Origin of the sequence: Streptomyces sp. CB01580 (genome assembly GCF_001905795.1) — a bacterium.
Classification (GTDB): Bacteria; Actinomycetota; Actinomycetes; order Streptomycetales; family Streptomycetaceae; genus Streptomyces.
Genome location: NZ_LIXJ01000001.1, coordinates 138,631 through 165,596 on the forward strand (window position 1 = coordinate 138,631; position 26,966 = coordinate 165,596).

Annotated in this window: 23 protein-coding genes; 11 read left to right on the top strand and 12 right to left on the bottom strand. The window is 71.9% G+C overall.

Annotated elements, in window-relative coordinates:
- The first annotated feature begins 55 nt into the window (after positions 1–55).
- On the top strand, positions 56–430 hold the full coding sequence (gene trxA, locus AMK22_RS00440; RefSeq protein WP_073781174.1) for a thioredoxin: 375 nt from the start codon (positions 56–58) through the stop codon (positions 428–430).
- Positions 431–648: 218 nt separating this feature from the next.
- Here the strand turns inward: trxA and AMK22_RS00445 are convergent, their stop codons facing one another.
- Both AMK22_RS00445 and AMK22_RS00450 read right to left on the bottom strand, forming a co-directional pair.
- The gene (locus AMK22_RS00445; protein ID WP_199883083.1) at positions 649–1,065 is read right to left on the bottom strand and encodes a hypothetical protein; all 417 of its coding nucleotides are present in this window, start codon (positions 1,063–1,065) and stop codon (positions 649–651) included.
- Positions 1,066–1,289: 224 nt separating this feature from the next.
- Positions 1,290–2,312 carry a LacI family DNA-binding transcriptional regulator gene (locus tag AMK22_RS00450; RefSeq protein WP_073781176.1) on the bottom strand — a complete coding sequence of 341 codons (1,023 nt, stop codon included), beginning with the start codon at positions 2,310–2,312 and terminating at the stop codon, positions 1,290–1,292.
- Positions 2,313–2,458: 146 nt separating this feature from the next.
- Here AMK22_RS00450 and AMK22_RS00455 point away from each other — a divergent pair, with 146 nt between their 5' ends.
- Positions 2,459–2,926 carry a type II toxin-antitoxin system PemK/MazF family toxin gene (locus tag AMK22_RS00455; RefSeq protein WP_073781177.1) on the top strand — a complete coding sequence of 156 codons (468 nt, stop codon included), beginning with the start codon at positions 2,459–2,461 and terminating at the stop codon, positions 2,924–2,926.
- On the opposite strand, the gene AMK22_RS00460 is transcribed toward AMK22_RS00455, so the two are convergent.
- Positions 2,911–3,747, bottom strand: coding sequence for a TIGR02452 family protein (locus AMK22_RS00460; RefSeq protein WP_073781178.1), 837 nt, complete (start codon positions 3,745–3,747; stop codon positions 2,911–2,913). The two genes, AMK22_RS00455 and AMK22_RS00460, sit on opposite strands and share 16 nt — an antisense overlap.
- Positions 3,748–3,897: 150 nt before the next feature.
- Between AMK22_RS00460 and egtA the strand changes: the two genes are divergently transcribed.
- The 4 genes from egtA to egtD are packed head-to-tail and all read left to right on the top strand — an operon-like array spanning position 3,898 to position 8,298.
- The gene (egtA, locus tag AMK22_RS00465; RefSeq protein WP_073781179.1) at positions 3,898–5,217 is read left to right on the top strand and encodes an ergothioneine biosynthesis glutamate--cysteine ligase EgtA; all 1,320 of its coding nucleotides are present in this window, start codon (positions 3,898–3,900) and stop codon (positions 5,215–5,217) included.
- Positions 5,214–6,584, top strand: coding sequence for an ergothioneine biosynthesis protein EgtB (gene egtB / locus AMK22_RS00470; protein ID WP_073781180.1), 1,371 nt, complete (start codon positions 5,214–5,216; stop codon positions 6,582–6,584). Before egtA ends, egtB begins: the two co-directional genes overlap by 4 nt.
- Positions 6,584–7,339, top strand: coding sequence for an ergothioneine biosynthesis protein EgtC (egtC, locus tag AMK22_RS00475; RefSeq protein WP_073781181.1), 756 nt, complete (start codon positions 6,584–6,586; stop codon positions 7,337–7,339). The genes egtB and egtC overlap by 1 nt, the downstream gene beginning before the upstream one ends.
- Entirely contained in the window at positions 7,336–8,298 is a 963-nt protein-coding gene (egtD, locus tag AMK22_RS00480; protein ID WP_073781182.1) for an L-histidine N(alpha)-methyltransferase, read from the top strand. The genes egtC and egtD overlap by 4 nt, the downstream gene beginning before the upstream one ends.
- Here egtD and AMK22_RS00485 read toward each other — a convergent pair.
- The 3 genes from AMK22_RS00485 to AMK22_RS00495 form a co-directional block, all read right to left on the bottom strand.
- Positions 8,241–9,146: a lysophospholipid acyltransferase family protein gene (locus tag AMK22_RS00485; RefSeq protein ID WP_073781183.1), complete on the bottom strand. Its 906-nt coding sequence runs from the start codon at positions 9,144–9,146 to the stop codon at positions 8,241–8,243. The two genes, egtD and AMK22_RS00485, sit on opposite strands and share 58 nt — an antisense overlap.
- Positions 9,143–9,958, bottom strand: coding sequence for a GNAT family N-acetyltransferase (locus AMK22_RS00490; protein WP_073781184.1), 816 nt, complete (start codon positions 9,956–9,958; stop codon positions 9,143–9,145). Before AMK22_RS00490 ends, AMK22_RS00485 begins: the two co-directional genes overlap by 4 nt.
- A 356-nt stretch (positions 9,959–10,314) precedes the next feature.
- Positions 10,315–11,571, bottom strand: coding sequence for an extracellular solute-binding protein (locus AMK22_RS00495; protein WP_073781185.1), 1,257 nt, complete (start codon positions 11,569–11,571; stop codon positions 10,315–10,317).
- A gap of 199 nt (positions 11,572–11,770) precedes the next feature.
- On the opposite strand from AMK22_RS00495, the gene AMK22_RS00500 reads away from it, so the two are divergent.
- Positions 11,771–11,986, top strand: a complete 216-nt coding sequence (locus AMK22_RS00500) for a dodecin (protein WP_073781186.1) — start codon at positions 11,771–11,773, stop codon at positions 11,984–11,986.
- A 104-nt stretch (positions 11,987–12,090) separates the two neighbouring features.
- Here AMK22_RS00500 and AMK22_RS00505 read toward each other — a convergent pair whose 3' ends face one another.
- On the bottom strand, positions 12,091–12,579 hold the full coding sequence (locus AMK22_RS00505) for a phosphatase domain-containing protein (protein WP_073781187.1): 489 nt from the start codon (positions 12,577–12,579) through the stop codon (positions 12,091–12,093).
- A gap of 749 nt (positions 12,580–13,328) precedes the next feature.
- Here AMK22_RS00505 and AMK22_RS00515 point away from each other — a divergent pair.
- From AMK22_RS00515 to AMK22_RS00525, 3 genes are all read left to right on the top strand, one after another.
- Complete coding sequence (locus AMK22_RS00515) at positions 13,329–14,699, top strand: polysaccharide pyruvyl transferase family protein (RefSeq protein WP_073781189.1); 1,371 nt, start codon at positions 13,329–13,331, stop codon at positions 14,697–14,699.
- 199 nt (positions 14,700–14,898) lie between these two features.
- Positions 14,899–17,316 (top strand): excinuclease ABC subunit UvrA, encoded by a 2,418-nt coding sequence (gene uvrA, locus AMK22_RS00520; protein ID WP_073781190.1) that lies wholly within the window; start codon positions 14,899–14,901, stop codon positions 17,314–17,316.
- A 251-nt stretch (positions 17,317–17,567) separates the two neighbouring features.
- Positions 17,568–19,331 (top strand): glycosyl hydrolase family 18 protein, encoded by a 1,764-nt coding sequence (locus tag AMK22_RS00525; RefSeq protein WP_073781191.1) that lies wholly within the window; start codon positions 17,568–17,570, stop codon positions 19,329–19,331.
- 71 nt (positions 19,332–19,402) lie between these two features.
- Here AMK22_RS00525 and AMK22_RS00530 read toward each other — a convergent pair whose 3' ends face one another.
- From AMK22_RS00530 to AMK22_RS00540, 3 genes are read right to left on the bottom strand one after another with little or no spacing between them, the layout of a single operon-like run.
- A complete protein-coding gene (locus tag AMK22_RS00530; RefSeq protein ID WP_073781192.1) occupies positions 19,403–20,149 on the bottom strand; it encodes a succinate dehydrogenase/fumarate reductase iron-sulfur subunit in 747 nt (248 codons plus the stop codon).
- The gene (locus tag AMK22_RS00535; protein WP_073781193.1) at positions 20,146–22,095 is read right to left on the bottom strand and encodes a fumarate reductase/succinate dehydrogenase flavoprotein subunit; all 1,950 of its coding nucleotides are present in this window, start codon (positions 22,093–22,095) and stop codon (positions 20,146–20,148) included. Before AMK22_RS00535 ends, AMK22_RS00530 begins: the two co-directional genes overlap by 4 nt.
- Position 22,096: 1 nt before the next feature.
- Positions 22,097–22,804, bottom strand: coding sequence for a succinate dehydrogenase (locus tag AMK22_RS00540; RefSeq protein ID WP_073781194.1), 708 nt, complete (start codon positions 22,802–22,804; stop codon positions 22,097–22,099).
- A 96-nt stretch (positions 22,805–22,900) separates the two neighbouring features.
- Between AMK22_RS00540 and AMK22_RS00545 the strand changes: the two genes are divergently transcribed.
- On the top strand, positions 22,901–23,812 hold the full coding sequence (locus AMK22_RS00545; RefSeq protein WP_073781195.1) for a LysR family transcriptional regulator: 912 nt from the start codon (positions 22,901–22,903) through the stop codon (positions 23,810–23,812).
- Between the two features lie 139 nt (positions 23,813–23,951).
- On the opposite strand, the gene AMK22_RS00550 is transcribed toward AMK22_RS00545, so the two are convergent.
- Together AMK22_RS00550 and AMK22_RS00555 are read right to left on the bottom strand one after the other, a co-directional pair.
- Positions 23,952–26,126 (bottom strand): putative bifunctional diguanylate cyclase/phosphodiesterase, encoded by a 2,175-nt coding sequence (locus AMK22_RS00550; RefSeq protein ID WP_073781196.1) that lies wholly within the window; start codon positions 26,124–26,126, stop codon positions 23,952–23,954.
- Positions 26,123–26,941 carry an SAM-dependent methyltransferase gene (locus AMK22_RS00555; RefSeq protein WP_073781197.1) on the bottom strand — a complete coding sequence of 273 codons (819 nt, stop codon included), beginning with the start codon at positions 26,939–26,941 and terminating at the stop codon, positions 26,123–26,125. Before AMK22_RS00555 ends, AMK22_RS00550 begins: the two co-directional genes overlap by 4 nt.
- Between the last annotated feature and the right edge of the window lie 25 nt (positions 26,942–26,966).

The window sequence follows — 26,966 nt, forward strand, 5'->3', positions numbered from 1 at the left end:
GCGCCGGCGCCGTTGTGCCGGGCAGATCCGAGCCGTACAGAAAGAGGGACAGAACATGAGCACCGTCGAGCTCACCAAGGAGAACTTCGATCAGGTCGTCAGCGACAACGACTTCGTCCTGATCGACTTCTGGGCTTCCTGGTGCGGCCCGTGCCGCCAGTTCGCCCCCGTGTACGACGCGGCGTCCGAGCGTCACGAGGACCTGGTCTTCGCCAAGGTCGACACCGAGGCGCAGCAGGAGCTGGCCGCGGCCTTCGACATCCGTTCCATTCCCACGCTGATGATCGTCCGGGAGAACGTCGCGGTGTTCGCGCAGCCCGGGGCGCTGCCGGAGGCGGCGCTGGAGGACGTCATCGGCCAGGCCCGGAAGCTGGACATGGACGAGGTCCGCAAGTCGATCGAGAAGCAGAAGAACGGGCAGGCGAAGTAGAGCGGGCGGGGATTCCCCTCGTGGAGTGAAGCCGAGGGAGCGGGGAGGCGCCGGGCGCCGCACGACAGGTGACGGTTCGAAGGCAGTCCCCGGGCCCGTGACCGCGCGAGCGGGGTGAGCGGCCCGGCCGGCCCATCGGTCGGGCCGCTCACGCGTCCGATCGGGGAAGTCGGTCGCCTGTGCGGGTGATCGGGGGTCGGCGCGGGCGGCTCGGCCGCTCAGTCGTCGGCTCCGCCGCCGGGGGCGTCGGCGGTGCGCTCGTTGATGCGGACGGAGAGCCCGTAGTCCAGTTCGGCCCCGTCGACCAGCAGGGCCTCGACCGTGTGCGTCGCCGGGTCGATGTCCGCCACGACGCCCTCGCCCGCGTACCGCGGATAGCCCGACGCGCCCGTCTCACCGGTCGCCGCCACGACGGCCGAACGGAGGACGACGGTGTCGTCGCTCCCGGCGCCGCCGGCGGTCTCGTCCGCTCCGGTTCCGGTACCGGACGTGTCCGTCGCGCCACCGGCCCCGGAGGTGTCCTTCCCGGCACCGGTCTCCGACGCGTCCTTCCCGGCGTCCGTCGCGGACGTGTCGGCGGCTTTCTCGGCGAATCCGGGAACGAGCAGAATCTCGTAACTCTGCGGATGGCTCATGGTCACGACGCTAAGGGCTGTCCCGTAATCCCTGGTGGATCGGCGCGCGGCGTCGGATGCGGTGCATCGCAAGGCGGAGGGGCGCCCGCATGCCGGACGTATGCGGGCGTTCCGACAACGCGGCGAGGTCGTTGGGCAAGCGGCGCGCGGTGCGCACGTCGCCGCTTCCCCGGGGCGGGCGCGCTCCCCGGCCCGCGCGTGGCGGCCCGGGGAGGCGGGCGGGTTCAACTGGATTCGCGGTGGACCGCCTCGGCCCTGAGCAGGTCGTGGTATTCGGGGGCGCCGCCGGGCTGCCGCACCAGCCGGTCGACGAGGTCCGCGAGCGGCTGGGCCGTGGCCGCTTCGGTCCGTACGGTGCTCAGCCGGGGCCGCAGCAGTCGGCCGAGCATCAGGTCGTCGGCGCCGATCACCGCCGTCTCGCCGGGCACATCGACCCCGGCGTCCTGGAGCGCCCGCATCAGGAGCATGGCGTAGGCGTCGTCGTACGCGAACACGGCGTCGAGCCGCAGGGCGCGCCAGCGGGCGGCGAGCCGGACGGCGGAGTCCTCCTCGTACCGCAGCGGCAGGGGTTCGACGAGGGCCGCGTGGTTCCGTACGGCGTGCCGGGCCCCGGAGAGCCGGGGTTCGGCGTACGGGGCGAGGCCCTGGTCCTCCGGCATGATCACGCCGATGCGGCGGCGGCCGCGGGTCAGCAGATGGCCGACGGCCCGGCCGCCGATCTCCCGCTGGTCCATGACGAGCGCGTGGGCACCGGCCACCGGTCGTGGGCCGAGGGTGACGACGGCTCTGGCCCCCGATCGCCGGAGCGTGGATATGCCCTGCGGGGTGAGGGCGATGGTGCCGGGCGCGACGACGGCGACGGGGCGCAGTTCGGCCCAGGCGAGGGCCGCCTCGTCGGCGCCCAGGCCGGTGCTGCCGTACTGGACCACGGTGTAGTCGAGGCCGCGCAGACCGGATTCCAGTTCGCACAGGAAGCGGTGGTGGAGCGGGCCGGCCGGGAGGTCGACGGTGGGCAGCAGCACGGTGCGGCTGTGCCCCGCGCGCAGGCTGCGGGCGGCGGCGTGCGGGACGTAGCCGAGTTCGGTGGCGGCCGCCCGGACCCGACGCCGGGTGGGCTCGCTGATCCGCACGGTCGTGGTGTCGTTCAGTACGTACGACACGGTGGCCCGCGAGACGCCGGCGAGTCGTGCCACATCTGCGCTGGTCGGGACGGGGCCCTCGGTGGGTTGCTTCGGTAACTGGCTCATGGCGTCGGGCAGTCTCGCAGACCCGGGGCCCGGGGGCGGTCCGATCGCGCCGACTTGACGCCCCGTCGGATACGGGGCACCGCCGGGCCGACCCGTTCCGCGGCCCCGCCCGCCGGACGGTCCGGGTCGGGTTCTACGGTGTGGGGATGAACGCACAGCGCCATGACGACCACACCGACGACGCGGCCATCGTCCCCGGCCGCACCGGCCCCTTCGCGACCCGTGAGGCCGACCCGCGCGACGTGGGCGCGGTCCGCACCTCGTACGCTCCCGACCGGGACGGGGAGCCGGACCCGGGGGAGATCGTCTGGACCTGGGTGCCGTTCGAGGAGAACGACGGGCGGGGCAAGGACCGCCCCGTGCTGGTGGTGGCGCGGGAGGCGGCGGGCACCCTCCTCGCCGTGCAACTGTCCAGCAAACAGCACGACATGGACCGGGAGTGGGTGGCACTCGGGTCCGGGCCGTGGGACGGCTCCGGTCGGCCGTCCTGGGTCGATCTGGACCGCGTGCTGCGGGTGCACGAGGACGGGATGCGGCGCGAGGCGTGCGCCCTGGACCGCGAGCGGTTCGACCGGGTCGTCGGCCGGCTGCGGGAGCGCTACGGCTGGCACTGACCGCCGAACACCCGCGCGAAGGCGGACCGGGGGGCGGAATTCGGGGCACGGTCGAGGATGCCGAAGACGATCTGCTCGAAGTGCCCGGCGAACCGCCCGCCGTCCAGGAGCAGCGACCGGAACGCCCGGGCCACCTGCTCCGGATCGTTGCGGAACACACCGCAGCCCCAGGCGCCCAGCACCAGCCTGCGGTAGCCGCGCACCGCCGCCACCTCCAGGACGCGTTCGGCGCGGGAGGCGAGGACGGCGGGGATACGGTGGGCCTCCTCGGGGGTGCGGTCCCGGACGACCCCGGCGTTGGGCGCCGGGGAGGTGAGGAAACCGACGGTGTACGGGGTGTCGAGCAACCGCCCCCGGTCGTCGCGGAAGACGGGCACGCCCGGTGAGTGGATCACCCGGTCGGTGTAGAGGGCGCTGCGCTCCGCGCGGTGACGGGCGTAGTACTCGGGCGCGCGCAGCAGTGTGGCGTGGAGGGCCGACGCGCGGCACAGGGCCTCCTCCTGGGCCTGTGCACCGTTGAGGTAACCGCCACCGGGGTTACGGGCGGAGGCGTAGTTGAGGACGGCGATCCTGCCGGGGGCCTCGCCGGTCATCCGGTGCGCCGCCCGCAGACTGCTCTCGTCGGTCACCTCGATGGCGGGGGTGCGGTCGGTGTCGAGTGCCGCGACGGGCACCGGCTGCGGACCGTACAGCCGGGTTCCCGAGAGCGCGGCCGCGACGGCGCGCCCGAGGTCCACCTCGCGTCCGTCCGGCGTGCGGTAGCGGCCGGCCGCCACGATGTCCTCGGTCTCGCGCGCGATGGCGCGCAGCCGTGCGCTCATCGATACTCCCCCGTGTGGTGCATACCGGGCATCGTCGTCGCTCCCGGGGCACCCGCGCAATCGAATTTCCGATGCGGAAGGGCACTCTTGTGCGATCCCTCCGCAAGGGTTTGGGTGGTGCGGACGAACCGAGCAGAAGGAGGTCCCGGCATGTCATCCGACGGCGTATCGGGCGACCACGGTCCGCCCGTCCATGCCCCGCCCCTCGACGAGGGCGGGGCGGAGGACTTACTGCGTTGCATCTGTTTCAAGACCGGGCCGCCCCGCACCCTCGGGGTCGAACTCGAATGGCTCATCCACCACCGGGACCGGCCTCGCGTCCCGGTCCCGCCCGAACGTCTCGACGCCGCCCGCGCGGCCTTGCGGGAGCTGCCCCTGAGCGCGGCTCTCACTTTCGAACCCGGTGGCCAGCTGGAGCTCAGCTCGCGGCCCGCGAACTCCCTGATGGCCTGTGTGGAGGCCACCTCCGCCGACCTCGCCGCCGTGCGCGGCGCCCTGGACGGGCTGGGTCTCGCGCCGGTGGGGCTCGGTCTCGACCCCTGGCATCCCCCTCGCCGCGTGCTGCGCGAGCCGCGCTACGACGCCATGGAGATCTCCCTGGACCGGTCGGGCCCGGCCGGGCGCGCCATGATGTGCACCACCGCGTCCGTCCAGGTCTGCCTGGACGCCGGGGAGGAGGAACCCGGCCCACTGGGCTACGCGCGACGCTGGCAGCTGGCCCACCTGCTGGGTGCGGTACTGGTGGCGGCCTTCGCCAACTCGCCCCTGCGCCGGGGCCGTCGCACACCGTGGCGGTCCGCCCGGCAGTCGCTGTGGGCCGAGCTCGATCCGCGGCGCTCGCTGGCCCCGACCGGCCACCTGCCGCCCCGCCACGCCTGGGCGGCGCACGTCCTGGACTCGCCGGTGATGTGCGTCCGGGACGACACCGGGCCGTGGGCCGTGCCGGACGGTCTGACCTTCCGCGAGTGGATCCGCACCGGCGCTCCGAGACCTCCGGTGCGTGCCGATCTCGACTACCACATCAGCACCCTCTTCCCGCCGGTGCGCCCGCGTGGGCATCTCGAACTGCGCATGATCGACGCACAGTCCGGCACGGACGGATGGCTGGTGCCGCTCGCCGTCACGACCGCCGTGTTCGACGATCCGGAGGCCGCCGAGACGGTGTACCGCGCCGTCAAGCCGCTCGCCGAGACGGCGGGGCCGAGGCCCGCCCCGCGCAATCCGTTGTGGGTGGCCGCGGCCCGTGACGGGCTGAGCGACCCGGAGTTGCGCGCGGCGGCCACCGTCTGCTTCGAGGCCGCGCTGGAGGCACTGCCCCGGATCGGGGCGACCACGGCCGTGCGGGACGCGGTCGCGGAGTTCGACGACCGCTTCGTCGCGCGGGGCCGCTGCCCGGCCGACGATCTTCCCGTGCTGCTCGCGCCGCGACCGGCGGAGGGCTCCGGCCACTTCGAGGGACACCGCTCATGACCCACTCCCCCGCACCCGACACGTCCCGCCCCGCCCCCTCGGCCGGGCCGGACCGGACAAAACCCATGGACACCGAGAGGCTCCGCGAGCGCGCCCTGGCCGCGCTGCTCGCCGCCCGGGAACGGACCACGCTGCTCACCGACAGCGTGGACGACCACGAACTGACCGCACAGCACTCGCCGTTGATGTCCCCACTGGTCTGGGACCTCGCGCACATCGGCAACCAGGAGGAGCTGTGGCTGCTGCGCGCGGTGGCGGGCCGGGAGGCGATGCGCCCGGAGATCGACGGGCTGTACGACGCCTTCCAGCACCCCCGGGCGACCCGGCCCTCGCTGCCGTTGCTGCCGCCCGCCGAGGCCCGCTCGTACACCGCGGAGGTGCGGGACCGCGCGCTGGACGTCCTCGACGGTGCGGTGCTGCGCGACGACCGTCCGCTGCTCCGCTCCGGGTTCGCGTTCGGCATGATCGCCCAGCACGAACAGCAGCACGACGAGACGATGCTGATCACCCATCAGCTCCGGTCCGGTCCGGCGGTGCTCACCGCTCCGAAACCGCCCGCGCCCACCGACGCGGGCCCCTCGTCCCCCGAAGTCCAGGTCGAGGGCGGCCCGTTCACGATGGGCACGTCGACCGAGCCGTGGGCCCTGGACAACGAGTGCCCCGCCCATGTGCGCGACGTACCGGCGTTCTTCATCGACACCACCCCGGTCACCTGCGGCGCGTACCTGCGTTTCGTCGAGGACGGCGGCTACGCGCAGCAGCGCTGGTGGGCCCCGGAGGGCTGGGCGATGGTCCGCGAGCACGAGCTGACCGCCCCGCTGTTCTGGTACCGGGACGCCGGTCAGTGGCTGCGCCGCCGCTTCGGCGTGACCGAGCCGGTGCCCGAGCGCGAACCCGTGCTCCACGTCAGCTGGTACGAGGCGGACGCCTACGCCCGCTGGGCGGGGCGCCGGCTCCCCTCGGAGGCGGAGTGGGAGAAGGCGGCGCGCCACGACCCTGCGTCGGGGCGTTCACGGCGCTATCCGTGGGGCGACGAGGGTCCGGCCCCGGAGCGGGCCAACCTGGGCCAGCGCCATCTGCGCCCGGCTCCGGCGGGCGCCTACGCGGCCGGGCAGTCGGCCCTGGGCGTGCGGCAGCTGATCGGCGACGTGTGGGAGTGGACGGCGAGCGACTTCCTGCCGTACCCGGGCTTCTCCGCGTTCCCGTACCGCGAGTACTCCGAGGTGTTCTTCGGACCGGCCCACAAGGTGCTGCGGGGCGGTTCGTTCGCCGTGGATCCCGTGGCGTGCCGGGGGACGTTCCGCAACTGGGACCTGCCGGTGCGGCGTCAGATCTTCTCCGGTTTCCGCACCGCGAGGGATGCGTGATGTGCCGTCATATCGCCTTTCTGGGGCCGTCGATGGCGCTCGGCGAGGTGCTGACCCGGCCGCCGCACGGCCTGGTGCGCCAGTCCTGGGCGCCGCGCCGTCAACGGCACGGGACGGTCAACGCCGACGGTTTCGGCGTCGGCTGGTACGCGGACGGCGACCCGGTGCCGGGCCGGTACCGGCGCGCGGGCCCCGTCTGGGGCGACGAGACGTTCGCCGATCTGGCCCGGGTGGTGCGCACCACCGCGCTGCTGGCCGCGGTGCGCGACGCGACCGAGGCCGGTGCCGACGGGGAGGCCGCCGCCGCACCGTTCGCCGCCGGCGAGGTGCTGTTCAGTCACAACGGCGCGGTGAAGGGCTGGCCCGGCTCCGTGGCGTCGCTCGCCGCCGCACTGCCACCGGCCGAGCTGCTGTCCCTGACCGCCCGCTGCGACTCGGCCCTGGTCTGGGCCCTCGTGCAACACCGCCTGGCCGACGGGGACCCCCTGCCGCAGGCGGTGGCCGACACCGTGCTCGACGTGGCGTCGGCCGCGCCCGGCTCACGCCTGAACCTGCTGCTGACCGACGGCACCTCGATCGTGGCGACGGCCTGGGGCGACACCCTGTGGTACCTCACCGGCCCCGGTCCGCGCACGGTCGTCGCCTCGGAGCCGTACGACGACGACCCGCGCTGGCGCGAGGTCCCCGACCGGACGCTGCTGACGGCGAGCCGCGCCGACCTTCTGCTGACCCCGCTCAAGGAGCCGACCCAGTGAGCCCCTTCCTGCTGACCCGCACCCTGCCGGAGGACGCGACGGACGCGGCGCTGCGCGCCGACGTGCTGCACGGCCTGACCCGCTGCCCGAAGACGCTGCCGCCCAAGTGGTTCTACGACGCGCACGGCAGCGAACTCTTCGAGGAGATCACCCGGCTCCCCGAGTACTACCCGACCCGTGCCGAGCGGGAGATCCTCATCGACCGCGCCGAGGAGATCGCCCGGGTCTCCGGGGCGCGGACCCTGATCGAGCTGGGGTCGGGCTCGTCGGACAAGACCCGGCACCTGCTGGACGCGCTGCCCGGGCTGCACAGCTACGTACCGGTCGACGTGAGCGAGAGCGCGTTGCGCGGCGCGGCCGAGACGCTGCTGGCGCAGCGGACCGAGCTCTCCGTGCACGCGCTGATCGCCGACTTCACGGGCGGTCTGGCGCTGCCGGGGACCCCGGGGCCGCGGTTGGTCGCGTTCCTGGGCGGCACGATCGGCAATCTGCTGCCGGCCGAGCGGGCGGTGTTCCTGAGGTCGGTGCGGTCCCTGCTCTCCCCCGGCGACGCGCTGCTGCTGGGCACGGATCTGGTGAAGGACGAGAAGGTGCTGGTCGCCGCGTACGACGACGCGGCGGGGGTGACGGCCGAGTTCGACAGAAACGTGCTGCGGGTCGTCAACCGGGAGCTGGGCGCGGACTTCGACCCGGCGGACTTCGAGCACGTGGCGCTGTGGGATCCGGAGCGGGAGTGGATCGAGATGCGGCTGCGGGCCCGTTCGGCGCTGACGGTGAAGATCCCGGCCCTCGACCTGGTGGTGCCCTTCGAGGCGGGTGAGGAGATGCGTACGGAGGTGTCGGCCAAGTTCCGCGAGGAGGGTGTCCGTGCGGAGCTCGCCGGGGCCGGGCTGCGGCTGGATCAGTGGTGGACGGATTCCGGTGAGCGGTTCGCGCTGTCGTTGGCGACGGCCGTCTGAGCGAGTCGGGCCAGGGTCCCACGGTCCCGCGGGGCGTCGGCCGAAAGCGGCGGCAGGACGTGGACCTCGGCGGTCAGTCCGGCGGACGTCACCACCCGCCACAGCGAGGTCATGAGCGGATCGTCGCCGACGAACGCGGCCGCGCCGGCCGGGGCGGGGCGCTCCGCCGGCGCGGACCCGTCGGGTGCCGGCGCCCGGCCGCCGTGCGGGACGTCGCGCGGCGGCCCGGTCCGGTAGCTGATGCGTACGGGCCGGATCTCGGCGTGCGCGTCGATCGCGGCCTGGAACACGGCGGGGCCGAACCGGCCGCCGCCCCGCCCGCACCAGGTCGTGCCCTCCGGGTAGGCGACGACCCGGGAGCCGTCGCGCAGCGCCGCCGCTATCTCGTGCACGGTGCCGGGCAGGGTCCGCAGCCGGTCGCGGTCGACGAAGAGGGTGCCGCCCGCGGCAGCGAGCGGGCCGAGCAGCGGCCAGTCCCCTATCTCGCGCTTGGCCAGCATCCGGCCGGGGAACACGGCCGCGACGAGGGGGACGTCCAGCCAGGAGATGTGGTTGGCGACGACGAGTGTGCCCGGCGCCCCGGGCACGCCCGGGGACGGCACCGGACCGCCGGTGATCCGCACGCGTACGCCGAAGGCCCGTACGATCCCGTGCGACCAACGGCGGATCAGCCGCTCCCGCCGCGCAGGACCGAGCAGCAGCGCGAGAGGGGCGCACAGCGCCCCGGCCAGGAGGAGCGCGCAGCCGGCGCACAGCAGGGCCACGGCCAGCGGGCGCGGCCGGGTGGGGCCCTTGTGTGCGGCGCAGGCGCGCGGAGTGCAGGGCGCGGCGGGCAGCCAGGGGTTCATCGCAGCGGGGCGAGCGAGAGGAAGTGGCGCAGGTAGCGCGGGTCGGTGCTGCTCAGCGAGAGCAGGACGTACAGGTCGGCGACGTTGAAGTCGGTGTCGTGGGCGGGCGCCCCGCACACCCGCGCGCCGAGCCGCAGATAGCCGCGCAGCAGGGGCGGGAGTGTGCTGAGTCCCGTGGGCAGGTCCGCGCGTCCGGCGACCGCCGTGTCGGGCTGCCAGAGCCGGTGGGGTGTGACCCAAAGGTCCTCGGGGGCCAGGTACTTGGTGCGTACGGTCTCCCACGCCCCGGCCGCCGCGACACCGCCGTCGGCCAGGGGTATGGAGCAGCAGCCGGCCAGCCAGTCGTGGCCGGTGCGCTGCATGTAGCGGGCGAGTCCGGCCCAGATCAGCGCGATGACGGCGCCGTCCCTGTGGGCCGGGTGGACACAGGACCGGCCGACCTCGACGAGGTCGTCGCGGATCGGGGCGAGGCGGCCGAGGTCGAACTCGCCCTCCGCGTAGAGCCGTCCGGCGATGCGTGCCCGGTCGGGCGGCAGCACGCGGTACGTGGCGACGACGTCGCCGGTGGACCGCTCCCGGACCAGCAGATGGTCGCAGTAGGCGTCGAACGCGTCGCTGTCCAGGCCGGGTTCGCAGCCTTCCAGCCGGGCGCCGAGTTCACCCGCGAAGACCAGGTGGCGCAGGCGCTGGGCCGCGCGCACCTCCTCCTGGTCCGCGGCGAGGGAGACCCGGTAGCGCGGTGCGGTCGAAGGTGTGGGCTGCGCCGGGACGACGGGGGCGGTGGGCGGGAAGGTGACGGGCAGCGCGTTCATGACGGACTCCGATGACGGATCGGCAAGGGCGGCCGCCGGGCACCGTCGCACCGCTGCGAGGGCCCGGCCCCTTACTTCTTCCGTGACCGGCTGGATTCGACATGACCGGATGGGAGAGCCCGGATGTGCGGCGGCTGAATCCCGGGTGCGGCCGGATCCGTGTGTCCACCGGCCGGGTGCCCCGAGCGCCCCCGACGCGGGCTGCCGCCGCGCGGACGCGGGGCGAGGGGAAGCGCGTCCCGGTGGGTGCGCGCCGGGGACGCGGGGGCGGAGAGGTACGTCCCGTGGGCGCGAGAGCCGCGGGCGTACGCACCGCCGTGCGCGGCCCGGTGACGTCCGGGCCGCTCACGCGTCGGTCAGCTGCCCGCGAGCAGGTCGGAGATCTTCTCCGAGGCGACCCTCGCCGCCTTCTCCGCGTCGCCGCCCTCCAGGACGGCCGTCATGTACGGCTTGATCGGGTTGTGGGCCTCGACGTCGGCCCACTGGGGCGAGTTGGGCGTGGCGCGTCCCTTCGCCGCGCCGCGCGCCATCGCCGCCGTACCCGGCTGTCCTTCGATGACGTGCGCGAGTTCCGGCTTGTTGGGGACGTAGCTCATTTCCTTGGCGAGCTCCTCCTGCCACGCGCGGCTCGCCAGTGCCTTGACCACCTCGATGCCCTCGGTCCGCTGCTCCGCCTTCTGCGGAACGATCAGGTCGGACCCGCCGGTGAACACCGAACCGGGTGCCTTCGCGGTCTTGCCCGGTATCGGGAAGTAGCCCAGTTTCCCCTTGAGTTCGGGGTTGAGCCGCTCGATCTGCTCGGCGTCACCGGGCACCGCGATGATCTGCCCGACGTCGCCCTTGGCGAAGACCTCGGCCTGCGGGGGCTTCGCCTCGTCCGAGTCCTTCGGGCCGTCGCCGAGCGCCTGGAGCTTCTTGTAGAAGCCCATGCCGCGCAGCGCCTCGGGGCTGTCCAGGGTGCCTTCCCACGTGCCGGAGCCGTCGTAGGCGAGCTCGCCGCCCTCGTCCCAGATGAATCCGGCGAGTACGTACCAGTTCTGGCCGGCGAGGTAGATGCCCTGGTCGCCGTTCCGGTCGAGCTTCTCGGTGTCCGCGATCCACTCGTCCCTGGTCTTCGGCGGGGATTCGATACCGGCCTGCTCGAAGAGATCCTTGTTGTAGATCACCACTCGATTGGCCGCGTACCACGGAATTCCGTACTGGACCCCGTCGATGCTGCCGGGGTCGGCGAGTCCGGGCAGCCAGTCCGCGCCGCCCAGGTCGCGCACGGACTCCAGCGTGAGGTCGCGCAGACCGCCGCTCTCCGCGTACTGGGACACCTGGGTGTTGCCGACCTCGATGACGTCCGGGGTGCCCTTGCCCTTGAGCGCGTCCATGACCTTCGAACCGATGCCGGTCCAGCTCTGGATCTTGAACTCCAGCTCCACCGAGGGGTGCTCGTCCTCGTACGCCTTCGTGAAGCGCTTGAGGAAATCGGCTGACACACTGTTCTTCATCAGCCAGATCGTGACCTTCTTGTTGCCGGACGCGTCCGCGCCGGAGATGATTCCGCACCCGCTCAGCGCGACAGCGGAAACGAGCGCGACGGCTCCGACGAGCATGCGGTTCTTCACCAGGTTCACCTTCTGTGAATCGGCACGACGAAATTCAGAACCCGGTGTGGGGGATTGCGGGCGGTGCTCGCACGGGCGTGGCTGGATTTTGGTATGGACCATTGATTCGGTCAAGCCCCGTTCATCACATTCTGCACACCAATCTCTCGCGTACCCGGGCAGGGTGGGGCACCTTGGTAGAAACGAGAGGAGACAAAGCATGTCAAACCACACGTATCGAGTCACCGAGATCGTGGGAACCTCCCATGAGGGCGTCGATGACGCCATCCGCAGAGGTGTCGCACGGGCCTCGGAAACGTTGCACAATCTCGACTGGTTCGAGATCACCGAGGTTCGCGGAGAGATCAGGAATGGCCGGATCGAGCACTATCAGGTGGGACTGAAAGTAGGCTTCCGACTCGACGAACCAAGCTGAACCACCACGACCGGCGGGGCCCGTCGGCGCACCGACCGGCGGAGACCGCCCGGACACCGGACGTCCGCCACCGCCGGGGCACGGATCACCGGGACCCTCGAAGGTCAGGTGCGCCCCTGACCCTCCTGCGCGTCCATGAGTGCGGGCGACACCGCGCCCCAATCGGCCCGCACCACCGCGAAGCCGGCCCGTTCCGCCGCATCGCAGACGAGTTCGTCGTCGTCGACCAGCATCCGCACCTCGCGCTCGCGGCCCAGCCGCTTCAGGACGTCCAGCTTGGTGTGCCGGGCGGGCCTGCGGTCGTCGTTGCGGCGCATGTACAACTTCCCCTCGGGCAGCCCGTGTTCGGCCAACCAGGCCAGGGTGCCCCGGCGGCACCGCTCGGGCCTCCCGGTGAGGTACCCGATCTCGCACTCATCGGCGCTGTCCAGGACGAGTCGTACGCCCTCGGGGAGCGGCGGATCGTCGACGGCCGCGGCGAAGAAGGCGTTCCAGTCGCGCCGGGCCCCTTCCAGGTGGTATTGGCGGCGGCCGGTGTCCGCGAGCGTTCCGTCCAAGTCGAATACGGCCAGGGGCCGGTGGTCGTCTCTCACCGTTCCATCACATCAGATCGGCGACGCACCCAGGAGCGCCGGTACGACCCATGTGGCGACGTGCAGGGGCCGACGCCGCGACCGGACCGGGCCGACCACGAGCGGCGTCGCGTCCGGAAGCGGAGGACGTCCAAGACGCGATCACGACCCTCGGACGTCCGACCGCGACCGGGTACGGTCCGCCGACGCCACGGCCCAGCTTCTCCCTCCCCGGCGCCGTGCGCTCGACCGGCATCCGTCCTCGCCGCCACGGGGCATCGTCCGCACCGGGTCACGGAGCGCGGGCTCCATCGGTCCGCGACCGCGCCGGATCCTTCGACGGCCCGACCGGACGGCCGCTCAGATCGTGCTCGTACACCTCCAGGTCCGACGCGTCGGGCGTACCGGGTCCGGACCCGGGGTGTGTGGGATGCGTCTCCACGCACCGGAGCATCCGCGGGTCGGGCATCGGGCCCAGGCGATGCCCGACCGCGGCGGCACGCCCGCGCGCGGGCCGCGGCGTACGGTCGGCGCCGACCGGCCCGGGGCCCAAAGGGGCCGTCGGATCCGGGGAGCCGGGCCGCCGCCGAGCCCCGGGAGCCGACGGCGGCCACGCGGATCCGTCCGCCACGAACCGCGCGCACCCGCACGCGGATGTGTGATCATGTACATGCGTTCCGTATGGTTGGCAAAAAGTTGTGCAGGATGCGCATGGAACCTGACGCATTCGTAAAGCTATATTCAGGTTTGTGGCATCCAACGTTCAACATGTGAAGCGAATACTCCTGCGTTCCGGGAAGAGTCCCTACGACGTCGTCCCCGTGGAGCGTGCTCTGCACGAGGACGTGTTCGCCACCAACGCGGGCAATCTGATCTTCAGCGATGCCGCGCACAAGCTCCTGGAGACGCCGCGCGCGGAGGTGGTGTCGAACGGCATCGCCACCCGGGTCGCCGACGCCGAGCGCATCAACAGCGAGTACGACGTGTTCGTCGTGCCGCTCGCCAACGCCTTCCGCCCGTCCTTCGAGCGGCAGTTGGCACGCCTGACCCAGCTCATCACCAAGCTGAGGATCCCGGTCGTCGTCCCGGGCGTGGGCGCCCAGACCGGGGTCGACTACTCGGCGGAGCGACTGCGTCCGATGAAGGACACGGTCTACGCGTTCGTATCGGCGGTGCTCGACCACAGCGCCTCCATCGGCGTGCGCGGCGAGTTCACCGAGCGGTATCTGCGCGACATGGGCTTCCGTGACGTGGACGTCATCGGCTGCCCCTCGATGTTCATCCACGGCCCCCGGCTGGACATCCGCGAGAAGGGCGGGTCGCTCGGCCCCGGATCCCGGATCGCCGTCAACGGATCGCACGACGCGGTGCGCAAGCACAAGCTCGGTCGGATCATCGACCGCGCCCACGCGCACTACCCCCACCTCCGGTTCGTCGGCCAGAACCTCTCCGACGCGCGCCAGCTGCACTGGCGCGACCTGTCCCACCCCAACGCCGCCGTGACCGGCATCCCCACCCACCCCGACCACCCCATGTACCAGGAGGACAAGGTCCGGGTCTACATCGATCCGGTCACCTGGATGAACGACCTGCGGGGCTTCGACTTCTCCTTCGGCTCCCGCATCCACGGCAACATCGCGGCGCTCCTCGCCGGAACCCCCGCCACCGTGCTCTGCGGCGACTCCCGGACCCTGGAACTGTGCCGTTACTTCGACATCCCGCACCGGATGCTGACGAAGGTGCCCACCGACATCGACCCCGCCGAGCTGTACGCGGAGGCGGACTTCGGACCGCTCAGGCGCGGTCACCAGGAGCGGTTCGAACGGTTCACGGGCTTCCTGGACAGGAACGGCCTGGAGAACACCTTCTCCCACGGCGACGGCGGCGCGGCGTTCGAGGCACGGATGAGCGCCCTGGCCTTCCCCCCGGGCATCCGGCCGTGGAACGGCGACGACGCCGCCGCGATGGGGGATCGTCTCAACTGGCTGCAGACGCAGCTGACGGAGCTCACCGCGCAGAACACCCAGCTCAAACGTCAGCTCGCGAAGAAGGCCGCGATTCCCACCCAGCGCTCCACCTACCAGCGGGCCCGCAGCGCCGTCGGCCGGCCCCTCAAGCGCGCCCTGCGCCCCTCACGCTGAAGGCCGTACCCGCACGCCTCCCCGCCCGGGACACCGCGCCCCGTCCACCGGCACCCCGTGCCCGGACGCGGCGCCGTCCCGGGCGTCCGGCGCCGGGCCGGGCCCCGTGCCCCCGCGGCACCACGTCGGCATCCGCCTAGGATCGGAGTGTTTGTTCGCATCCATCAGCCTTGATCCGATTCGTACGGAGTCCGACGCCATGCCCACCGCCCACGATCCGTACGTCCGGGTGCGCGGCGCCCGCGAGCACAATCTCCAGGACGTGTCGGTCGACATCCCGCGCGACACCCTCACCGTGTTCACCGGCGTCTCGGGGTCCGGGAAGTCCTCCCTCGCGTTCGGCACCCTGTACGCGGAGGCGCAGCGCCGCTACTTCGAATCGGTCGCACCGTACGCCCGGCGGCTGATCCACCAGGTCGGCGCGCCCGCGGTCGGCGAGGTCACCGGGCTGCCGCCCGCCGTCTCGCTGGAGCAGCGCCGATCGGCGCCCGGCGCGCGTTCCTCGGTCGGGACGGTGACCACGCTCTCCAACTCGTTGCGCATGCTGTTCTCGCGTGCCGGGGAGTACCCGCGGGGCGCGGAGCGGCTGGACTCCGACGCGTTCTCCCCGAACACGGCCGCCGGGGCGTGCCCGGAGTGCCACGGTCTCGGTCTGGTCCACCGCACCACCGAGCAACTGCTGGTGCCGGACCCCTCGCGGTCGATCCGGGAAGGTGCGATCGCCGCCTGGCCGGGGGCCTGGCAGGGCAAGAACCTGCGCGATGTACTGGACGCGCTCGGGTACGACATCGACCGGCCCTGGCGCGAGCTGGACGCGCGGGACCGGGAGTGGATCCTGTTCACCGACGAACAGCCGGTGGTGACGGTCCATCCCGTGCGCGAGGCCGGGCGCATCCAACGCCCTTACCAGGGCACGTACATGAGCGCCCGCCGCTATGTGATGCACACCTTCGCGGATTCCAGGAGCCGCACCCTGCGCGCCAAGGCCGAGCGCTTCCTGACAGGTTCGCCGTGCCCGGTGTGCGAGGGCAGCCGGCTGCGGCCCGAGGCCCTGGCCGTCACCTTCGCCGGCCGCACGATCGCCGAACTCGCGGCGCTGCCGCTCGGTTCGCTCGCCGAGGTGCTGCACGCGGCGGACGGCGACGAGACGGCGCGGGTGCTGACGGCGGACCTGCTGGCCCGGATCGAGACGGTCACCGAGCTGGGCCTCGGCTATCTCAGCCTCGACCGCACGGCCCCGACGCTGTCCTCCGGGGAACTTCAACGGCTGCGGCTGGCCACGCAGTTGAGGTCCGGACTGTTTGGTGTCGTGTATGTGCTGGACGAGCCGTCGGCCGGTCTGCACCCGGCGGACACCGAGTCGTTGCTGACGGTCCTGGGCCGGCTGAAGGAGGCCGGGAACTCGGTGTTCGTCGTGGAGCACCAGATGGACGTGGTGCGCCGGGCGGACTGGCTCGTGGACGTGGGGCCGCTGGCGGGCGAGCACGGCGGGCGGGTGCTGCACAGCGGCCCGCCGGCGGGCCTGGCGGACGTACCGGAGTCGGCGACCCGGCGTTTCCTCTTCGGCGACGGGCGCGCTGCGGTGCGGGAGGTGCGTACGCCGTCGGGGTGGCTGCGGCTGGGCGGGATCGACCGGCACAACGTGCGGGGCGTGGACGCCGCGTTCCCGCTCGGTGTGTTCACGGCCGTCACCGGTGTCTCCGGATCGGGCAAGTCGACGCTGGTGGGCCAGGTGCTGGCCGGTGTGCTGGCCGACCGGCGGTCCAGGTCCGACTTGCCCGCAGCGCTGCCCGCGGCCGGGTGCGCGTCGGTCGAGGGCGTGGAGGCGGTGGACCGGCTCGTGCAGGTGGACCAGAAGCCGATCGGCCGCACTCCCCGGTCCAATCTGGCCACGTACACGGGGCTGTTCGACGTGGTGCGCAAGCTGTTCGCCGGAACGGACACGGCGCGGGAGCGCGGCTACCGGGCGGGGCGGTTCTCCTTCAACGTGGCGGGCGGGCGGTGCGAAACCTGCCAGGGCGAGGGGTTCGTCTCGGTGGAACTGCTCTTCCTGCCCAGCACGTACGCGCCCTGCCCGGACTGTCATGGCGCGCGGTACAACCCGGAGACCCTGGAGGTCACCCTGCGCGGTCTCGACATCGCGCAGGTGCTGGATCTGACGGTGGAGTCGGCGGCCGGCTTCTTCGCCGGGACCCCCGCCGCCGAGCGCAGCCTGCGCACGCTGCTCGACGTCGGCCTGGGCTATCTGCGGCTCGGTCAGCCGGCCACCGAGCTGTCGGGCGGGGAGGCGCAGCGGATCAAGCTCGCCGCCGAGCTCCAGCGCACCCGCCGGGGGCACACCGTGTACCTGCTGGACGAGCCGACGACGGGGCTGCATCCGGCCGATGTCGAGGTGCTGATGCGGCAGTTGCACGGCCTGGTCGACGCCGGTGACACGGTGGTGGTCGTGGAGCACGACATGGCGGTGGTGGCGGGCGCCGACCATGTGATCGACCTCGGGCCGGGCGGCGGCGACCGGGGCGGGCGGATCGTGGCGGCGGGCCTGCCCGCCGAGGTCGCCCGCGCGGAGGGCAGCCGTACGGCTCCGTACCTCGCCTCCGCCCTCACAATCCGCTGAAGGAACGGGCTCGCTTCAACTACCGCTCTCTCATGGCGAGTTGCCGATTCAGGCAAGCAATCGGAAATGAAAGGGCAAAGAACGTTGACCGCGCGCTGGTCCAGACCAATCATGGGCATGCCTCGCGGCCGATCCTCGCCGTGCGGCTTGTGGCCCCGGCCGGGATTCACAGGAACGGGCCGCGCCCTTCGACGGGGCGCGGCAGAGCCTTGCGATCCGCCCGTTGTCTCACCCCGCTGGGAGCAGACCCCATGAGACGTCCACGCGCACTCGGTGCGTTCCTGAGTGTTCTGGCGACGACCGTCGCGTCCGCCGGCCTGGTCCTCGGATCGGGAGGCGGCGCGCAGGCCGCCGCGACCGCCGCCACTCCCCTGCCCGCGCACGTCTTCGCCCCGTACTTCGAGTCGTGGACCGGAGACAGTCCGGCCGCGCTCTCGCAGCAGTCCGGTGCGAAGTACCTGACCATGGCCTTCATCCAGACGCAGGCGCGCGGCTCCTGCACGCCGTACTGGAACGGCGACCCCGATCAGCCCATCGCGCAGTCGCAGTTCGGCGCCGACTTCACCACCATCCGCTCGCGCGGCGGCGACGTGATCCCGTCGTTCGGCGGCTACACGGCCGACAACGGCGGCACGGAGATCGCCGACAGCTGTTCCAGCGTCGACTCGATCGCCGCCGCGTACGAGAAGGTCATCACGACCTACGACGTGTCCCGCCTCGACATGGACATCGAGGACAACTCGCTGGAGAACAACGCCGGAATCGACCGCCGCAACAAGGCGATCAAGAAGGTGCAGGAGTGGGCCGCCGCCGACGGGCGTCCGCTCCAGATCTCCTACACCCTGCCCACCACCACGAGCGGACTCGCCGAGAGCGGTCTGGCGGTGCTGGAGAACGCCGTGTCCAACGGCACCCGGGTCGACGTCGTGAACCTGATGACGTTCGACTACTACGACGGTGCCGCGCACAACATGGCGCAGGACACCAGGACGGCGATCACCGGGCTCAAGGGCCAGCTGGCCGAGCTGTACCCGTCGAAGACCGACGCGCAACTGTGGGGCATGACCGGGATCATCGAGATGCCGGGCATCGACGACTACGGCCCCGCCGAGACGTTCACCACGGCGGACGCGCCCGTGGTGTACGACTGGGCCGCGTCCAAGGGGGTCAATACCCTGTCGTTCTGGGCGCTCCAGCGCGACAACGGAGGCTGCCCCGGCACCGGCGGCAGCGACACCTGCTCCGGCATCGCCCAGGACACGTGGTACTTCACCCACACCTTCGCGCCCTTCACGGGTGGCGGGGGTCCGGTGACGGACGACTACTCGGTGTCCGTCGCGCCCGGTTCGGCCACCGTCGCCCCCGGCGCCTCCGTCTCGGCGACCGTGAACACAGCGGTGGTCTCGGGCACCGCGAAGACCGTGGCGCTGACGGCGAGCGGGCTGCCCGCCGGTGTGACCGCGGCGCTCAGCCCGGCCTCGGTCACCGCGGGCGGCACCTCGAAGCTGACGCTCGCCGCGTCGGCGTCCGCGGCACCGGGCACGTACCCGGTCACCGTCACCGGCGCCTCGGGCACGCTCAGCCACCCGGCGACGTTCACCCTGACCGTGTCCGGTCCGGGCGGCGGCACCGGCTCCCTGGTGAACGGCGACTTCGAGACGGGTTCACCGAGTCCCTGGACCTGTGAGTCCGGTGGCTCGGTCGTCTCCACGCCCGTGCACGGCGGCGGGCACGCGCTCGCCGTGGCGGCCACCGCGTCGCAGACGGGCGAGTGTGCGCAGACGCTCACCCTGGCTCCCGACACCGCGTACACGCTGAGCGGTTGGCTCCAGGGCAGCTACGGCCACCTCGGAGTGCGGGGCGACGCCTCGGCAAGCACCTGGGGCTCGTCGAGCGGCTACGCCAAGCAGTCCGTCACGTTCACGACCGGCTCGACCGGCAAGGTGACCGTCTATGTGCACGGCTGGTACGGGCAGGGCACGGTCCACGCGGACGACCTCGCCGTGACGTCCTGACCCCGCGGGACGTCCGGTGACTCCTGGTCCCGGAGGTGGGCGGCCTCCGGGGCCAGGAACCCGACGCCTTCTCAGCGACGCGCCTTCCGGGTCGCCCGCAGCCACTCCTTGTTCATGGCGGCGATCGACGGCAGCGGGATGCCCTTCGGGCAGGCGGTGGCGCACTCGCCGGTGAGGGTGCAGCCGCCGAAGCCCTCGTCGTCCATCTGCGCGACCATGTCGAGGACCCGGGTCTCGCGCTCGGGAGCGCCCTGCGGCAGGACGTTGAGGTGGTTGATCTTCGCCGAGGTGAAGAGCATCGCCGAACCGTTGGGGCAGGCGGCGACGCAGGCGCCGCAGCCGATGCACTCGGCGTGCTCGAAGGCGAAGTCGGCGTCCGGCTTGGGCACCGGAGTGGCGTGTGCCTCGGGGGCGGTGCCGGTCGGGGCGGAGATGTAGCCGCCGGCCTGGATGATCCGGTCGAAGGCCGAGCGGTCCACGACCAGGTCCTTGACGACCGGGAACGCGGAGGCGCGCCAGGGTTCGACGTCGATGGTGTCGCCGTCCTCGAAGGACCGCATGTGGAGCTGGCAGGTGGTGGTGCGCTCGGGGCCGTGGGCATCGCCGTCGATGACGAGACTGCAGGCGCCGCAGATGCCCTCGCGGCAGTCGTGGTCGAAGGCGACGGGGTCGTCCCCGGCGAGGATGAGCTGTTCGTTGAGGGTGTCGAGCATTTCGAGGAACGACATGTCCTGCGAGATGCCGTCCACCTCGTAGGTGGACATGGCGCCGGTGGCGTCGGCGTTCTTCTGGCGCCAGACGCGCAGGGTGAGCTTCATGCGTAGCTCCGCTGGGTGGGGTGGACGTACTCGAAGACGAGGTCTTCCCTGTGCAGGACGGGTGCCTCGCCGGTGCCGGAGAACTCCCAGGCGGCGGCGTAGGAGAAGTCCTCGTCGCGGCGGGCGGCCTCGCCGTCCGGGGTCTGGGACTCCTCGCGGAAGTGGCCTCCGCAGGACTCGGTGCGGTGCAGGGCGTCGAGGCACATGAGCTCCGCGAGCTCCAGGTAGTCGACGATGCGGTTGGCCTTCTCCAGGGACTGGTTGAGCTCGTCGCCGGTACCCGGCACCTTGATCCGGCGCCAGAACTCCTCGCGGATCTCCGGGATCCGCGCGAGCGCCGTGCGCAGCCCCCGCTCGTCGCGGGCCATGCCGCAGTACTCCCACATCAGTTCGCCGATCTCGCGGTGGAAGGAGTCGGGAGTGCGGTCGCCGTCGACGGAGAGCAGCAGGTTGAGCCGGTCCTCGGTCTCGGCGACGACCTCCTCGACCGCGGGGTGCGAGGCGTCGACGTCGACGTGGTGCGGGTTGCGGGCCAGGTAGTCGTTGATGGTGGAGGGCAGGACGAAGTACCCGTCGGCGAGCCCCTGCATCAGCGCGGACGCGCCGAGGCGGTTGGCGCCGTGGTCGGAGAAGTTGGCCTCGCCGATGGCGAAGAGGCCGGGGACGGTGGTCTGGAGGTCGTAGTCGACCCAGAGTCCGCCCATCGTGTAGTGCACGGCCGGGTAGATCCGCATCGGTGTCCCGTACGGGTCCTCCGCGGTGATCCGCGCGTACATGTCGAAGAGGTTGCCGTACTTCTCCTCCACCTTGGCCCGGCCCATGCGCTGGATGGCATCGGCGAAGTCCAGGTAGACGCCCTGGCCGCCCGGTCCCACGCCGCGCCCCTCGTCGCAGACGTTCTTCGCGGCGCGGGAGGCGATGTCGCGGGGCACGAGGTTGCCGAAGGAGGGGTAGATGCGCTCCAGGTAGTAGTCGCGCTCGTCCTCGGGGATCTCGTTGGCGGGGCGGGTGTCGCCCTTGGCCTTCGGCACCCAGATCCGGCCGTCGTTGCGCAGCGACTCGCTCATCAGTGTCAGCTTGGACTGGTGGTCGCCGGTGCGCGGGATGCAGGTGGGGTGGATCTGGGTGAAGCAGGGGTTGGCGAAGTACGCGCCGCGGCGGTGGGCCCGCCAGATGGCGGTGGCGTTGGAGTTCATGGCGTTGGTCGACAGGTAGAAGACGTTGCCGTATCCGCCGCTGGCCAGCACGACGGCGTCGGCGAAGTAGGTGTCGATCCTCCCGGTGACGAGGTCGCGGGCGACGATGCCGCGGGCCCGGCCGTCGACGACGATCAGGTCGAGCATCTCGGTACGGGCGTGCATCTCGACGTTGCCCGCGGCGATCTGCCGCGACAGCGCCTGGTAGGCGCCGAGCAGGAGCTGCTGCCCGGTCTGGCCGCGGGCGTAGAAGGTGCGGGAGACCTGGACGCCGCCGAAGGAGCGGTTGTCGAGGAGGCCGCCGTACTCGCGGGCGAAGGGGACGCCCTGGGCGACGCACTGGTCGATGATCTCCACGGAGATCTGGGCGAGCCGGTGGACGTTGGACTCGCGGGCGCGGAAGTCGCCGCCCTTGACCGTGTCGTAGAAGAGGCGGTGGATCGAGTCGCCGTCGTTGCGGTAGTTCTTCGCGGCGTTGATGCCGCCCTGGGCGGCGACGGAGTGGGCGCGGCGGGGCGAGTCCTGGAAGCAGAACTGGACGACGTGGTAGCCCTGTTCGGCGAGGGTCGCGCCGGCCGAACCGCCGGCCAGGCCGGTTCCGACGACGATGACGGTGTGCTTGCGGCGGTTGGCCGGGTTGACCAGCTTGGCCTCGAAGCGGCGGGTGTCCCAGCGTTCGGCGATCGGTCCGTCGGGAGCCTTGGTGTCGGTGACGGGCGCGCCGGTCTCGTAGTGCGTGTAGTCGGTCATGTCAGCTCACGGCTCCGGTCATGACGGCGACGGGTACGGAGACGAAGCCCACCGTCAGCGCCAGGGCGAGGATGTCGGCAAGGGTCTTGAGAAGGCGGTCGCGGGCCGCGTTGCCCGCGCCGAGGGTCTGGGCGGCGCTCCAGAAGCCGTGCCGGACGTGGAACCCGAGGGCGACCACGGCGACGATGTAGATGACGTTGCCGTACCAGGTGGAGAAGGTGTCGACGACGTTCTGGTACGGGTGCCCGGGCTGGAACCCGCCGGAGTGCACCGTGCCCGTCGTCAGGTCGAGGATGTGCCACACGATGAAGAGGCCGAGGATGATCCCGCCCCAGCGCATGGTCCGGGTGGCGTAGCTCGCGCGCGGCCTCCTGTGGACGTACGCGACGGGGCGGGCCCGGATGTCGCGGCGGCTCAGCTGGTACGCGGAGACGGCGTGCAGCACCACGGCGGCGACGAGCACGAGGCGCACCAGCCACAGCGCCCACTCGTAGTGCAGGACGGGCTCGCCCATGGTCCGCAGCCAGTGCGCGTAGCGGTTGAACTCGCCGGAACCGAAGAAGATCTTCAGATTGCCGACCATGTGGGCGACCAAGTAGAGGAGCATGATCAGGCCGCTCACGGCCATGATCGTCTTCTTGCCGACGGAGGAGTCCCAGAGCGTACGCGTCACGGACGGCCGTCGGTCCGTCCCTGTTGCCGATGCCATGGACACGACGCTAGGGCCGAACGACCTCATCGGTCCAAGACATGAAACAGCTCATCTTCATAGGCTTTGGCTATTGCTGGCGGTTAAGGTGCGTTCATGCAGTTCCAGCAGCTGGTGTATTTCGTGGCGGTCGCCGAGACCCTGCACTTCACCCGTGCGGCCGAGGCGGTGCACGTCTCGCAGCCCTCGCTCTCCCAGCAGATCCGGGCGCTGGAGACCGAGCTGGGGGCCGAGCTGTTCAGCCGGGCCCGCGGCAACATCACGCTCACCGACGCGGGCGAGGCGCTGCTTCCGCTGGCCCGCCGCATCCTGGCGGACGCCGACACCGCGCGCCACGAGGTGCAGGAGCTGGCCCAGCTGCGGCGGGGCCGGGTGCGGCTGGGCGCGACGCCGAGCCTCTGCACGGGTCTGCTCCCCGACGTGCTGCGCGCCTTCCACGACCGGCACCCGGGCATCCGGCTGCTTCTGGAGGAGGGCGGCTCGCTTGACCTGGTGCGGGAACTGGCCCGCGGCGCGCTCGATCTCGCCCTGGTGGTGCTGCCGCTGCCCGCCTCCTCGCCCGCGCTCACGACGGTCGAGCTGCTCCAGGAGGACCTGGTCGTGGTGTCGTCGGCGCACGCGCCGCGGCCCGGCCGGGGCGGGAGCGTGGCGATCTCCGATCTCCAGGGCGAGCCCCTGGTGATGTTCCGGCACGGCTACGACCTGCGCGAGCTGACGGTCGCGGCCTGCCGGGCGGAGGGCTTCGAGCCCTCGTTCACGGTGGAGGGCGGGGAGATGGACGCGGTGCTCGGCTTCGTCCGGGCGGGGCTGGGCATCGCGGTGGTGCCGAGCATGGTCGCCGGCCGGGCCGGGCACGGGCTGCGGGCGACCCCGCTGGCCCGCCCGGGGCTGCGGCGCACGATCGCTCTGGCGCACCGCAGCGACGTGGCGCCGCCGCGCGCGGCCCGCGAGCTGCAGAGGGTGCTGCTGGCCAGCCGGACAGGCGCGTCCCACCCCTCCGACGGCTGAGAGCCTGTCGGGTGCCCCTGACCGATCGAAGGTCACCCGACAGGCTCTGCGCGGGGCCGACGGCACCTCCGGTCCCGGGCCGTCTCGTATCCCCGCCCCGGGGCCCCGCCACCCGGCGGACGTCCGCCGGCCGCCCCGCTCACACCGCGTCGGCCAGCAGCAGCGAGTGGATCCGGTCCGGAGCACCGGGCCGCGCGTAGTACCAGCCCTGGGCCGTGTCGCAGCCCAGGTTCCGCAGCTGCTCGGCCTGCGCCGCGGTCTCCACGCCCTCCACCGTGACCGCGAGGTCGAGGCTGTGCGCCAGCGAGACGATCCCCTCGACGATCTTCAGGTCGACCGGGTCCGCCGGGTGCCGCTGCATGCCCTGCGTGAAGGAACGGTCCAGCTTGAGCACGCTGACCGGGAGCCTGCGCAGGTTCGCCAGGTTCGAGTAGCCCGTGCCGAAGTCGTCGAGGGCTATGTCCACGCCCATGTCGGCCAGTTGACGCAGCGGCTTGAGCAGGTCGTCGTCGGCCCCGATGAGCGCGGACTCGGTGACCTCCAGGCACAGCGCCCGGGGTTCCAGCCCCGACCGCTCCAGCACGTCGACGGTCTCGGCGACCAGACGCGGGTGGTGCAGCTGGGTCGGCGAGACGTTGACGTTGATCCGCAGCGGGCCGCCGTCGCTGTGCCGCTCCTGCCAGAAGTTGGCCTGCCGCACGGACTCCTCCAGCACCCAGCGGCCGAGCGGCACGATCAGGCCGGTGTGCTCCGCGAGCGGGATGAACCGGTCCGGACCGAGCACCCCGTGCTGCGGATGGCACCAGCGCACCAGGGCCTCCGCCCCGTGCACCGTGCCGTCGCCCAGATGCACGAGCGGCTGGTACTCGATGAAGAACTCGCCGCGTTCCAGGGCCGCGGGCAGGGCGGTGGTCAGCCCGTGCCGGGTGATGGCGCGGGCGTCGGCCTCGGCGTCGGCGAGCTCGAAGCGGTTGCCGCCCGCGGACTTGGCCCGGTACATCGTGATGTCGGCGCTGCGCAGCACCTCCGCGGCACCCCGTTCCCGGGCCGGCCCCTCCACGATCCCGATGGAGCCGCGCACGGTCAGCTCGCGGCCGTCCAGCCGGACGGGGACGGCGAGCGCGCCCAGGATGCGGCAGGCGAGTTCGTCGACCTCCTTCTGGGTGTCGGGTCCGGTGGTCAGCGCCACGAACTCGTCGCCGCCGAGCCGGGCCACCATCTCGCCGGGTGCGGTGGCGCAGCTCTGCAGCCGGTCGGCCACCTCGACCAGCAGCCGGTCCCCCGCCGCGTGCCCCAGGCTGTCGTTGACCGCCTTGAAGCCGTCCAGGTCGAGGTAGCAGAGCCCGAAGCGACTGCCGTCCTCGGCGCCCAGCGCCTTCTCCAGCCGTTCGAAGAACAGTGTCCGGTTGGGCAGGCCGGTGAGCGCGTCGTGGGTGGCCTCGTAGCGCAGCCGCAGGTTGAGCAGCCGGCGCTCGGTGGTGTCCTCCATCAGCGCCAGCTGGTACTCGGGCCTGCCGTCGGCGTCCCGCAGCAGCGACACCGTCAGATTGGTCCACAGCACCGTGCCGTCGTTGCGGTAGAACGGCTTCTCGACCCGGAAGTGCTCGCGCTCGCCGCGCACCAGCTCCCCGTAGTACTTGCACAGCTGCGGCGAGTCCTCGGGGTGCACCCACTCGTCGACGCGGTGGCTGAGCACATGGTGTTCGAGCCCGCCGAACATGCGGGTGAGGGTGTCGTTGACCTCCAGCACATTGCCGTCCAGGTCCGCGATCCCGATGCCGATGGCGGCGTCGTCGAACACCGCCCGGAAGCGTGCCTGGGTGGCGTGCAGGGCCTGATCGGCCTGGGTGCGGGCGGTGAGCGCCGAGCGGGCGATGGCCTCCTGCTCGGCCAGGGTCCGTTCGCGCAGCGCCTGGGTGAATCCGCCTGCGACGGCGTGCTGGATGCGGGAGCAGCGGGCCCGCGCGTCCTCGGTGGGCAGGGCGGTCGCGCCGCTGTCGCCACAGTAGAGCACCAGGTACGAGTCGATGACGCCGAGCGTGCTGCTGAGCGCGTCCGGGTCCGTGCAGTGGACGGCGACGAGGGCGCCGCCCACCGCGCCCGCGGGCGCCGCGTCGAAGGGGCGCGCGTGCAGGATGTCGCTGAGCGTGCGGGCCAGCGGCAGCAGATGCTGTTCGAACTCCGTGCGCGTCAGGGAGGTGGCCGTCGAGGGGAAGATGGCCCGGCTCCAGATCGTGGCGAATCTGCGAAGCCGGTCCTCGGCGCCGTCGGCCTGCGTGGCGGACGTTCCGGACGACTGGGCGGGGATGCTCACGCCTTGCGTCCCACTCCGCCGAAGCCCGAGAAGGCGAACGGATCTTCCTGCTCCGGCGCCGCGGGGGTGTCCGGCCGCCAGTCCGGCATCGCCACGAGTCCCGGCTCGACCATCTCGTACCCCTCGAAGAACCGGGCGACCTCGTCCCGGGACCGCATGATCAGTGGGCTGCGGATGTCCTCGTAGACGCCGACGGCGGCGCCCGCCCGCTCCTTGCTGAGCGGTATTCCCTCGTACGAGGCGTGGGTGATGACGACGAGACTGCCGGGGGCGAGTGCCTCGCGCAGTTCGGCGACCGCGGCCTGCGGCTCGTCGGAATCCTGGATGAAGTGGAGTACGGCGACGAGCAGCAGGGCCACCGGGCGCTCCAGATCGAGCAGTTGGGTGATCTCCGCGTTCTTCACGATCTCCCGCGGGTGGCGGAGGTCGGCGGCGGCGACCACCGCCCGGTCGTTTCCCTCGAGTACGGCCTGACTGTGCGCGACCGCAACGGAATCGTGATCGACATATGCCACCCGGGCCTCCGGATCGGCCGCCTGGGCGACTTCGTGCACATTGCCGAAAGTCGGTATTCCGGATCCGATGTCCAGGAACTGGGTGATGCCCTCGCCCACCGCGTATCGCACGGCCCTGCGCATAAAGGCCCGATTCGCCTGCATGATCTTGGGGAGCCCCGGCATGAACTCCATGGCCTTGCGAGCCGCTTCCCGGTCCACCTCGAAATTGTGCGATCCGCCCAGATAGAAGTCGTACATGCGGGACACGCTCGGCACCGAAATGTCTATGCCTCGCGGTGCCCAGGCGGGACGCTCCATCGATGTCTCCAACAAGTCGCCACGG

Excerpts from the sequence above, each read along its gene's own strand:
- AMK22_RS00445 (WP_199883083.1), bottom strand. The coding sequence starts at position 1,065 with ATGAGCCATCCGCAGAGTTACGAGATTCTGCTCGTTCCCGGATTCGCC.
- AMK22_RS00530 (WP_073781192.1), bottom strand. The coding sequence starts at position 20,149 with ATGAAGCTCACCCTGCGCGTCTGGCGCCAGAAGAACGCCGACGCCACC.
- AMK22_RS00540 (WP_073781194.1), bottom strand. The coding sequence starts at position 22,804 with ATGGCATCGGCAACAGGGACGGACCGACGGCCGTCCGTGACGCGTACG.
- uvrA (WP_073781190.1), top strand. The coding sequence starts at position 14,899 with ATGCCCACCGCCCACGATCCGTACGTCCGGGTGCGCGGCGCCCGCGAG.
- AMK22_RS00455 (WP_073781177.1), top strand. The coding sequence starts at position 2,459 with ATGAACGCACAGCGCCATGACGACCACACCGACGACGCGGCCATCGTC.
- AMK22_RS00545 (WP_073781195.1), top strand. The coding sequence starts at position 22,901 with ATGCAGTTCCAGCAGCTGGTGTATTTCGTGGCGGTCGCCGAGACCCTG.
- AMK22_RS00450 (WP_073781176.1), bottom strand. The coding sequence starts at position 2,312 with ATGAGCCAGTTACCGAAGCAACCCACCGAGGGCCCCGTCCCGACCAGC.
- AMK22_RS00555 (WP_073781197.1), bottom strand. The coding sequence starts at position 26,941 with ATGGAGCGTCCCGCCTGGGCACCGCGAGGCATAGACATTTCGGTGCCG.
- egtB (WP_073781180.1), top strand. The coding sequence starts at position 5,214 with ATGACCCACTCCCCCGCACCCGACACGTCCCGCCCCGCCCCCTCGGCC.
- AMK22_RS00525 (WP_073781191.1), top strand. The coding sequence starts at position 17,568 with ATGAGACGTCCACGCGCACTCGGTGCGTTCCTGAGTGTTCTGGCGACG.
- AMK22_RS00535 (WP_073781193.1), bottom strand. The coding sequence starts at position 22,095 with ATGACCGACTACACGCACTACGAGACCGGCGCGCCCGTCACCGACACC.
- AMK22_RS00490 (WP_073781184.1), bottom strand. The coding sequence starts at position 9,958 with ATGAACGCGCTGCCCGTCACCTTCCCGCCCACCGCCCCCGTCGTCCCG.
- AMK22_RS00500 (WP_073781186.1), top strand. The coding sequence starts at position 11,771 with ATGTCAAACCACACGTATCGAGTCACCGAGATCGTGGGAACCTCCCAT.
- AMK22_RS00485 (WP_073781183.1), bottom strand. The coding sequence starts at position 9,146 with ATGAACCCCTGGCTGCCCGCCGCGCCCTGCACTCCGCGCGCCTGCGCC.
- egtC (WP_073781181.1), top strand. The coding sequence starts at position 6,584 with ATGTGCCGTCATATCGCCTTTCTGGGGCCGTCGATGGCGCTCGGCGAG.
- egtA (WP_073781179.1), top strand. The coding sequence starts at position 3,898 with ATGTCATCCGACGGCGTATCGGGCGACCACGGTCCGCCCGTCCATGCC.
- trxA (WP_073781174.1), top strand. The coding sequence starts at position 56 with ATGAGCACCGTCGAGCTCACCAAGGAGAACTTCGATCAGGTCGTCAGC.
- AMK22_RS00460 (WP_073781178.1), bottom strand. The coding sequence starts at position 3,747 with ATGAGCGCACGGCTGCGCGCCATCGCGCGCGAGACCGAGGACATCGTG.